At 68.2% G+C, this 7,976-nt stretch carries 5 protein-coding genes; 2 read left to right on the top strand and 3 right to left on the bottom strand.

Annotated features, from left to right (window positions below; translation table 11 throughout):
* Positions 1 to 154: 154 nt before the first annotated feature.
* Positions 155 to 1,213 (bottom strand): tRNA 2-selenouridine(34) synthase MnmH, encoded by a 1,059-nt coding sequence (gene mnmH / locus AC1DIX_RS25365; RefSeq protein WP_477328116.1) that lies wholly within the window; start codon positions 1,211 to 1,213, stop codon positions 155 to 157.
* A gap of 3 nt (positions 1,214 to 1,216) precedes the next feature.
* Positions 1,217 to 1,861 carry an arylesterase gene (locus AC1DIX_RS25360; RefSeq protein ID WP_477328115.1) on the bottom strand — a complete coding sequence of 215 codons (645 nt, stop codon included), beginning with the start codon at positions 1,859 to 1,861 and terminating at the stop codon, positions 1,217 to 1,219.
* On the opposite strand from AC1DIX_RS25360, the gene AC1DIX_RS25355 reads away from it, so the two are divergent.
* Complete coding sequence (locus AC1DIX_RS25355) at positions 1,860 to 2,567, top strand: ABC transporter ATP-binding protein (RefSeq protein WP_477251926.1); 708 nt, start codon at positions 1,860 to 1,862, stop codon at positions 2,565 to 2,567. The two genes, AC1DIX_RS25360 and AC1DIX_RS25355, sit on opposite strands and share 2 nt — an antisense overlap.
* 24 nt (positions 2,568 to 2,591) lie before the next feature.
* On the opposite strand, the gene AC1DIX_RS25350 is transcribed toward AC1DIX_RS25355, so the two are convergent.
* Positions 2,592 to 4,103, bottom strand: a complete 1,512-nt coding sequence (locus AC1DIX_RS25350; RefSeq protein ID WP_477328114.1) for an NAD(P)H-hydrate dehydratase — start codon at positions 4,101 to 4,103, stop codon at positions 2,592 to 2,594.
* A 116-nt stretch (positions 4,104 to 4,219) separates the two neighbouring features.
* On the opposite strand from AC1DIX_RS25350, the gene AC1DIX_RS25345 reads away from it, so the two are divergent.
* Entirely contained in the window at positions 4,220 to 7,834 is a 3,615-nt protein-coding gene (locus AC1DIX_RS25345; RefSeq protein WP_477328113.1) for a hydantoinase B/oxoprolinase family protein, read from the top strand.
* Positions 7,835 to 7,976 lie beyond the last annotated feature (142 nt).

The following is a 7,976-nucleotide window of genomic DNA, read 5'->3' as shown; positions in this document are numbered from 1 at the left end:
GATTGGGGAGGTCGACCAGCGGAACCCATCAGGGACAGGGCTCAAGCCAACACAAAGTCCGAATGTACGGTTGTAACCTTACCTGTTACCTACAGCGATTGAAGAAGTCCTTGCAAACAGGGGGCGTCCATGTACGCGAACAGCGCCTTTTCCATTATTGGGCTGCGTGCAACTTGCGCGCGGCAGCCAGGAAATCCTCTTTCGAAATATCCGCCAGCTCCGCCACCTCCGCCTGCGGATACTGCACGAAATTCCGGTCGATCGACCGCAGGTAAGCCGGGTCATAGTGCTGCACCAGCAGCTCGTCGACCAGCTCCGGCAACTGGCCGCCGTTCGCCATCCCGTGCCAGGCATCGATCCTGGCGCGGCCATGCAGCTGCACCAGATGGTCGAGCTGGCGGTTCAGGGCCGAGGGATCGGCGCAGAAGTGCCGGTAGTCCTCCATCAGCAGGCGCACGCGGTTCGGGCGCGACAGGGTCAGCGAGATGCAGGGCGAGGCGCGCATGCGCTCCATCACTGCCTCCGGCACGCGCAGGTTGCCGACCTTCTTGCTCTCCGATTCGACGAACACCGGCTTGCTCGGGTCGAAGCGGCGCAGCTTGTCCCAGATGCGGGTCTCGAACATCTTCTGGCTGGGCTGGGGCTCGTTCGGCAGGTGACCTAGCACCGATCCGCGATGGGCAGCCAGGCGCTCGAGGTCGAGCACCTGGGCGCCGATCGTGTCCAGGGTCTCCAGCAGGCGGCTCTTGCCGCTGCCGGTGGTGCCGCAGATGACGCGGAACTGCAGTTCGGGCGGCTGGGCCAGTGCGTCGTTGACGAAGCCGCGGAAGGCCTTGTAGCCGCCGTCCAGCTGGACCACCGGCCAGCCTATCTTGGCCAGGATGTGGGCCATCGAGCCGCTGCGGTTGCCGCCGCGCCAGCAGTAGACCAGGGGCTTCCAGTCGCGCGGCTTGTCGGCGAACAGGGTGTCGATCGCATGGGCGATATTGCGCGCTACCAGCGGCGCCCCGATCTTTTTCGCTTCGAAGGCGCCGACCTGCTTGTAGGTGGTGCCGACCAGGATGCGTTCCACGTCGTTCAGCACCGGGCAGTTGATGGCGCCGGGAATATGGTCGAGCGCGAACTCCGATTCGCTGCGCGCGTCGATGATGGTGTCGAATTCGTCGAGCTGCGGCAGGACGTCGTTGAAGCTCAGGACTGCGGGGTATTTCATTATTTATTGTTTGATCAGGGGAGCCAGTTGCGGCCAGATGTTATTGAGGATGACGGGGTGGGCCGTGGACAGCGGATGCATGCGGTCCGCCTGGAAGTTCGTCGGCACCAGTTCCACGCCCTGCAGCATGTAGGGCACCAGCGGCACCTTCAGCTGCGCCGAGAGTTCCTTGTACATGCCGGTGAAGCGTTCGGTGTAGGCGCGTCCGTAATTCGGCGGCATATGGATGCCGACCAGCAGGACCTTGGCCTTGTTCTGCTGCGACAGCTTGATCATGCTGCGCAGATTGTCTTCGGCCGAGGCGATCGGCAGTCCGCGCAGGCCGTCGTTGGCGCCCAGTTCGAGCACCACCACGTTCGGCTTGTGCCGGGCCAGCAGGGCCGGCAGGCGGGTGCGTCCGCCGCTGGTGGTGTCGCCGCTGATGCTGGCGTTGACGATGCGGGTGTCCAGCTTCTCGGCCTTCAGTTTCTGTTCGAGCAGGGCGACCCAGCCGCTGCCGCGCGCCAGACCGTATTCGGCGGACAGGCTGTCGCCCACCACCAGCACGGTTTTTGGTGCAGAATAGGCGCTCCCGGATGCGGCCAGCGCGAAGGCCGCAAGGACACCGATCGTCGTTTTCCTGGCATTGAGAGTGAGATGAGCAAGCATGCGTGATATTCCCGAGGCTACCAAAGATGGTGCAATGGTCCGGCATCCGGCAATCGAGGTAGCCGGCCTGTCGAAGCGGGTGGCGGACGCCAGCGGCGAACTCACCATCCTGCACAGTGTCGATTTTACCGTGCAACCGGCCGAGACGCTCGCCCTGGTCGGCGCCTCGGGTTCGGGCAAGTCGACCCTGCTGGGCCTGCTGGCCGGCCTCGACACGCCGTCGAGCGGCACCGTGAAGCTCGACGGCACCGATATCTTCGCACTCGACGAGGATGGGCGCGCCGCTTTCCGCAAGGCCAAGCTGGGCTTCGTGTTCCAGTCCTTCCAGCTGCTGCCGCACCTGAGCGCCCTGGAAAACGTGATGCTGCCGCTGGAGCTTCGCGGCGATGCCGACGCGCGCGGCAAGGCCTCGAACATGCTGGGCCGGGTCGGCCTGGAGAGCCGCCTGCGCCACTATCCGAAGTACCTGTCCGGTGGCGAGCAGCAGCGCGTGGCACTGGCGCGCGCCTTTGTGACCGAGCCGCCGCTGCTGTTTGCCGACGAGCCCACCGGCAGCCTCGATGCCGCCACCGGCGAGTCGGTGATCCAGCTGATGTTCGAGCTGAACCGCGAACGCGGCTCGACCCTGGTGCTGGTCACCCACGATCCGGCGATGGCGGCGCGATGCGCGCGTACCCTCACCATTGCCGCAGGCCGGCTGGTGTAGAGTGGGCGCGGCCCGCCTGGGCACCTAGCGCGGACTCTGCCAGGCGTCCGTGCCGGTAACCAGGGCGTTGAACACACTCCTTATCGCCTTCGGCAGCTCGCCCGCCGTCAACCCGATCGGTCCGGTACCATCCGCCACCAGCCAGTCGGCCGCCGCGCCGTGCATCCACACCGCGCCCAGCGCCGCCTCCCAGGCCGGCCAGCCCTGGGCCAGCAGGGCGCCGCAGAAGCCCGCCAGCACGTCGCCGCTGCCGCCGGTCGCCAGGCCCGGATTGCCGCTGGTGTTGACCGCCACGAAGCCATCCGGACGCGCGATCACGCTGCCCGCACCCTTCAGCACCACCACGCAGTTGAAGCGCATCGCCAGCTCGCGCGCGTGCTCCAGGCGGTCCGCCTGGACGATGGCCGCGGTCACGCCCAGCAGGCGCGCCGCTTCCAGGGGATGCGGGGTCAGGACCAGCGGCCCGCCGTGCGCCGCCAGGGCTTCCTGCAGTTCGCGGCGCGCGGATGTGAGGTTCAGCGCATCGGCATCCACCACCAGCGGTGCACGCGCCGCCAGCACCTGGCCGTACAGGTGGATGGCCGCATCCGCACTGCCCATGCCGGGGCCTGCGACCACGCTGCGGCACGAGAAATCGAGACTGGCGGCGTCGCGGAACATGATCTCGGGCTGCAGCGGATCCATGCTCATGCCGGGATCGAGCATGGCGGCGAAGACGCGTCCCGCGCCGCCGTACAGTGCCGCGCGTGCGGCCAGCACCGCCGCACCGGCCATCCCGCGCGCGCCGCCGAGCACGGCGACGTCGCCGAAGCTGCCCTTGTGGGAATTCTGGCGCCGCGGCCGCAGGGAGTCCGCGAGCAAGGCCGGGCCGTTCAGCACGGCCTGGGCCGACTCGCCATGCAGTCCCTCGCTGCCCAGCATGTCGACAAGCACGTCGCCTGTGTGGTCGCAGCCGTCGCCCGTGTACAGGCCCGGCTTGTTGCCGAGGAAGGTGATGGTGTGGGTGGCCGTCACCGCGATGCCGTCCGCGCCATGCAGGCCGCCGGTATCGGCATCGAGGCCGCTGGGGACGTCGAGGGCCAGCACGGGACAGTCGACACCCGCCGTCCACGCGGCCAGCTCGCGCGCCCGCCCGGCCAGCGGGCGCGCGAGGCCGATGCCGAACAGGGCGTCGACCACCAGCCGCCACGGCCGGGCCGCCGGGATCTCGTCGACGAAGCGGGCGCCGGCCTCCCGGGCCCGCTGCAGCGCGCGTCCCGCCTCGAAGGAGGGTTCGCGCTCGGCGGCCAGGTGCAGCACCTCGACCTCGGCGCCGGCGCGTGCGAGGTGGGCGGCCAGTTCGAGGCCGTCGCCGCCGTTGTTGCCGGGACCGGCCAGCACCAGCACCGCGCCCGAAGCCTCGCCGTCCAGCAGTTCGCGCGCGTAGTCCGCGGCGGCGCGGCCGGCGCGCTCCATCAGTTCGCCCTGCGCGAGATGGGCCTGGGCGGCGTGTTCGATGGCGCGGATCTGCGCACAGCTGTAGAGCAGGGTATCCATGGTGCCTCCTCGTGGACGGGAATGCTGTCGATACCCGGTATTGTCGCCAAAATCGGGCCGGCGCGCGAGACGCGACTACAATAGCCTGGATTTTCCGGCAACGACTTGGAGACACTATGGATTGGCAGTTCTGGATCGACCGCGGCGGCACCTTCACCGACATCGTGGCGCGTCGCCCCGATGGCACCCTCGCCACCCACAAGCTGCTGTCCGAGAATCCCGAGCAATACCGCGACGCGGCCGTGGCCGGGATCCGCCACCTGCTGGGCCTGGAGGCCGGCGACGCGGTGCCGGAAGGCGCCATCGAAGCGGTCAAGATGGGCACCACGGTCGCCACCAATGCGCTCCTGGAACGCAAGGGCGAGCCGACCGCGCTCGCCATCACCCGCGGATTCCGCGACGCGCTGCGTATCGCCTACCAGAACCGGCCGCGCCTGTTCGACCGCCACATCGTGCTGCCCGAGCTTCTGTATGGGCGCGTGATCGAGATCGACGAGCGCATCGGTGCCCACGGCGACGTGGTGCTGCCGCTCGACGAGGCCAAGGCGCGTCGCGAGCTCCAGCAAGCCTGGGACGCCGGCCTGCGCAGCCTGGCCATCGTCTTCATGCACGGCTACCGCTACACGCAGCATGAGGCGGCGGTGGCCCGCATCGCCCGCGAGATCGGCTTCACCCAGGTCTCGGTGTCGCACCAAGTGAGCCCGCTGATGAAGCTGGTCGCGCGCGGCGACACCACGGTGGTCGACGCCTACCTGTCGCCGATCCTGCGCCGCTACGTCGACCAGGTCGCGGATGAGCTGCCCGGGGTAAACCTGCAGTTCATGCAGTCGAGCGGCGGCCTGACCGACGCGCGCGCCTTCCAGGGCAAGGACAGCATCCTGTCCGGTCCGGCCGGCGGTATCGTCGGCATGGTGCGTTCCAGCCGCCTGGCCGGCTTCGAGCGCGTGATCGGTTTCGACATGGGCGGTACCTCGACCGACGTCTCGCATTTTGCCGGCGACTTCGAGCGTGTCTTCGAGACCCAGGTGGCCGGCGTGCGCATGCGCGCGCCCATGATGAGCATCCACACGGTGGCGGCTGGCGGCGGCTCCATCCTGCACTTCGACGGCAGCCGCTACCGCGTGGGGCCGGACAGCGCCGGCGCCAATCCCGGCCCGGCCAGCTACCGCCGCGGCGGGCCGCTGACCGTCACCGACTGCAACGTCATGCTCGGCAAGATCCAGCCGCGGCACTTCCCGCGCCTGTTCGGCGCCACCGGCGACCAGCCCCTCGACGTCGATGCCGTGCGCGCCGGATTCAGCGCGCTGGCGGAGCGGATCGGCGCGGCCACCGGCAGCATGCCGGCGCCGGAAGCGGTGGCCGAAGGCTATATCCGGATCGCGGTCGGCAATATGGCGAATGCGATCAAGCAGATCTCGGTGCAGCGCGGCCACGACGTGACCGGCTACACGCTCACCAGCTTCGGCGGCGCCGGCGGCCAGCACGCCTGTCTGGTGGCGGATGCTCTGGGCATGAAGACGGTATTCATCCACTCACTGGCGGGCGTGCTGTCGGCCTACGGCATGGGCCTGGCCGACCAGAGCGCGATGCGCGAACGCGCGGTCGAGCGCCGCCTGGCCGATATGCGCGGCGACGAACTGTCCGCCGGACTCGACGAACTTGCCGCGCGGGCGCGCGAGGAACTGCTGGCCCAGGGCGTGCCGATTGACCGCATCGACATCCTGCGCCGCGTCCACCTGCGCTACGAAGGCACGGATTCGGCCATCGTGGTGATCCTTGGCACGCCCGCGGCCATGCAACAGGCTTTCGAGGACGCCTACAAGCGCCGCTTCTCCTTCCTCATGCCGGGCAAGGCCCTGGTGGTCGAGGCGGTGTCGGTGGAGGCGCTGGGCCGTTCCGATGCGCCGCCCGAAATGGCGCTCGACCTTACTGCAGCCGGCGCCACACCGGCCGCCCACGAGCGCGTGCGGATGTTCGCCGGCGGTGAGTGGCGCGACACCGCGGTCTACCTGCGCGCGGACGTGAAGCCGGGCGCCATCGTGAAAGGCCCGGCCGTCATCGCCGAGGCGAATGCGACCACGGTGGTCGAAGCCGGCTGGCAGGCCGAGGCCACCGCCTACGACCATCTGGTGCTGCGCCGCGTCGAGGCGCTGCCGGAACGTCACGCGATCGGCACCAGTGCCGATCCGGTGATGCTGGAAGTCTTCAACAACCTGTTCATGTCGATCGCCGAGCAGATGGGCTTGCGCCTGCAGAACACGGCCTACTCGGTCAACATCAAGGAGCGCCTCGACTTCAGCTGTGCGATCTTCGACCACGAGGGCAATCTGGTCGCGAATGCGCCCCACATGCCGGTCCACCTGGGCTCGATGGGCGAGAGCATCAAGGCGGTGATGCGCAAGAATGCGGGCAGGATGAAGCCCGGCGACGTCTRCGTGCTCAACGACCCGTACAACGGCGGTACCCACCTGCCTGACGTGACGGTGATCTCGCCGGTGTTCGACGAGCCGGACGGACAGGCCGGGGAGCCGGACCTCCTGTTCTACGTCGGCTCGCGCGGCCACCATGCCGACATCGGCGGCACCACGCCGGGCTCGATGCCGCCGGACTCCTGCCACATCGAGGAAGAGGGCGTCCTGATCGACAATTTCAAGCTGGTCGACGGTGCGGACGGTGTTCTGCGCGAAGAAGAAACGCGCGCCATGCTGGCCGCGGCGCGTTGGCCGGCCCGCAATCCGGATCAGAACCTGGCCGACCTGCGTGCCCAGGTCGCGGCGAACCAGAAGGGCGTCGAGGAACTGCGCAAGATGGTCGCCTACTACGGCCTCGACGTGGTGCGCGCCTATATGGGCCACGTGCAGGACAATGCCGAGGAAGCGGTGCGGCGGGTGATCGCGGTGCTGAAGGACGGCTCGTACAGCTATGAGCTCGACAACGGCGCGCGTATCGAGGTCGCCATCCGGGTCGATGCGGCCGGGCGCAGCGCGGAGATCGACTTCAGCGGCACCTCCGGCCAGCTGCCGAACAACTTCAATGCGCCGTCCGCCGTGTGCATGGCGGCGGTGCTCTATGTGTTCCGTACCCTGGTCGACGACGAGATTCCGCTGAATGCCGGCTGCCTGAAGCCGTTGAAGGTGATCATCCCGCCGGGCTCGATGCTCAATCCGCATTATCCGGCCTCGGTGGTGTCGGGGAATGTCGAGACCTCGACCTGCATCACCAATGCACTGTACGGGGCGCTGGGCGTGATGGCGGCCTCGCAGGGGACGATGAACAACTTCACCTTCGGGAATGCGCGCTACCAGTACTACGAGACCATCTCCGGCGGCTCCGGCGCGGGAGAAGGCTTCGACGGTACGGACGTGGTGCAAACCAATATGACCAACTCGCGCCTGACCGATCCGGAGATCCTCGAATTCCGCTTCCCGGTGCGGCTGGAGAGCTACGAGATCCGGCCGGAATCCGGTGGGGCGGGGCGCTGGCATGGGGGCAACGGCGGGGTGCGCAAGCTGCGCTTCCTGGAGCCGATGACGGCGGCGATCCTGTCGAACAACCGGGTGTTTGCGCCTTTCGGGATGGCTGGCGGGGAGCCTGGGGAGAAGGGCAGGAACCTGGTGCTGCGGGCCGATGGGCGGGTGGAGGCGCTGGGGCATATCGGGAAGGTCGATATGCAGGCTGGAGATGTGTTCGTGATCGAAACGCCCGGTGGCGGCGGCTACGGGGCGCGTTAACGGCTGCGCGTGGAAACCTGGGTGGATGGTGCCGGGGGCACGATCCCGCCTTCGCGGGGACGACGTGCAAACCTGCGTGACCCTAAGCGCCGTTGAGGAACGCGGCCGTGAAACCGTCTTTCCCGCGAAGGCGGGAACTCAG

It is taken from the genome of Massilia sp. 05N420 (genome assembly GCF_056397205.1).
The sequence above is the reverse complement of the archived record's forward strand: the minus strand, read 5'-3'. Positions and strand labels throughout refer to the sequence as shown.

What these genes read in the sequence shown, in the direction of transcription:
- mnmH (WP_477328116.1), bottom strand. Translation starts at nt 1,213, where the DNA reads ATGAAATACCCCGCAGTCCTGAGCTTCAACGACGTCCTGCCGCAGCTC.
- AC1DIX_RS25355 (WP_477251926.1), top strand. Translation starts at nt 1,860, where the DNA reads ATGCGTGATATTCCCGAGGCTACCAAAGATGGTGCAATGGTCCGGCAT.
- AC1DIX_RS25360 (WP_477328115.1), bottom strand. Translation starts at nt 1,861, where the DNA reads ATGCTTGCTCATCTCACTCTCAATGCCAGGAAAACGACGATCGGTGTC.
- AC1DIX_RS25350 (WP_477328114.1), bottom strand. Translation starts at nt 4,103, where the DNA reads ATGGATACCCTGCTCTACAGCTGTGCGCAGATCCGCGCCATCGAACAC.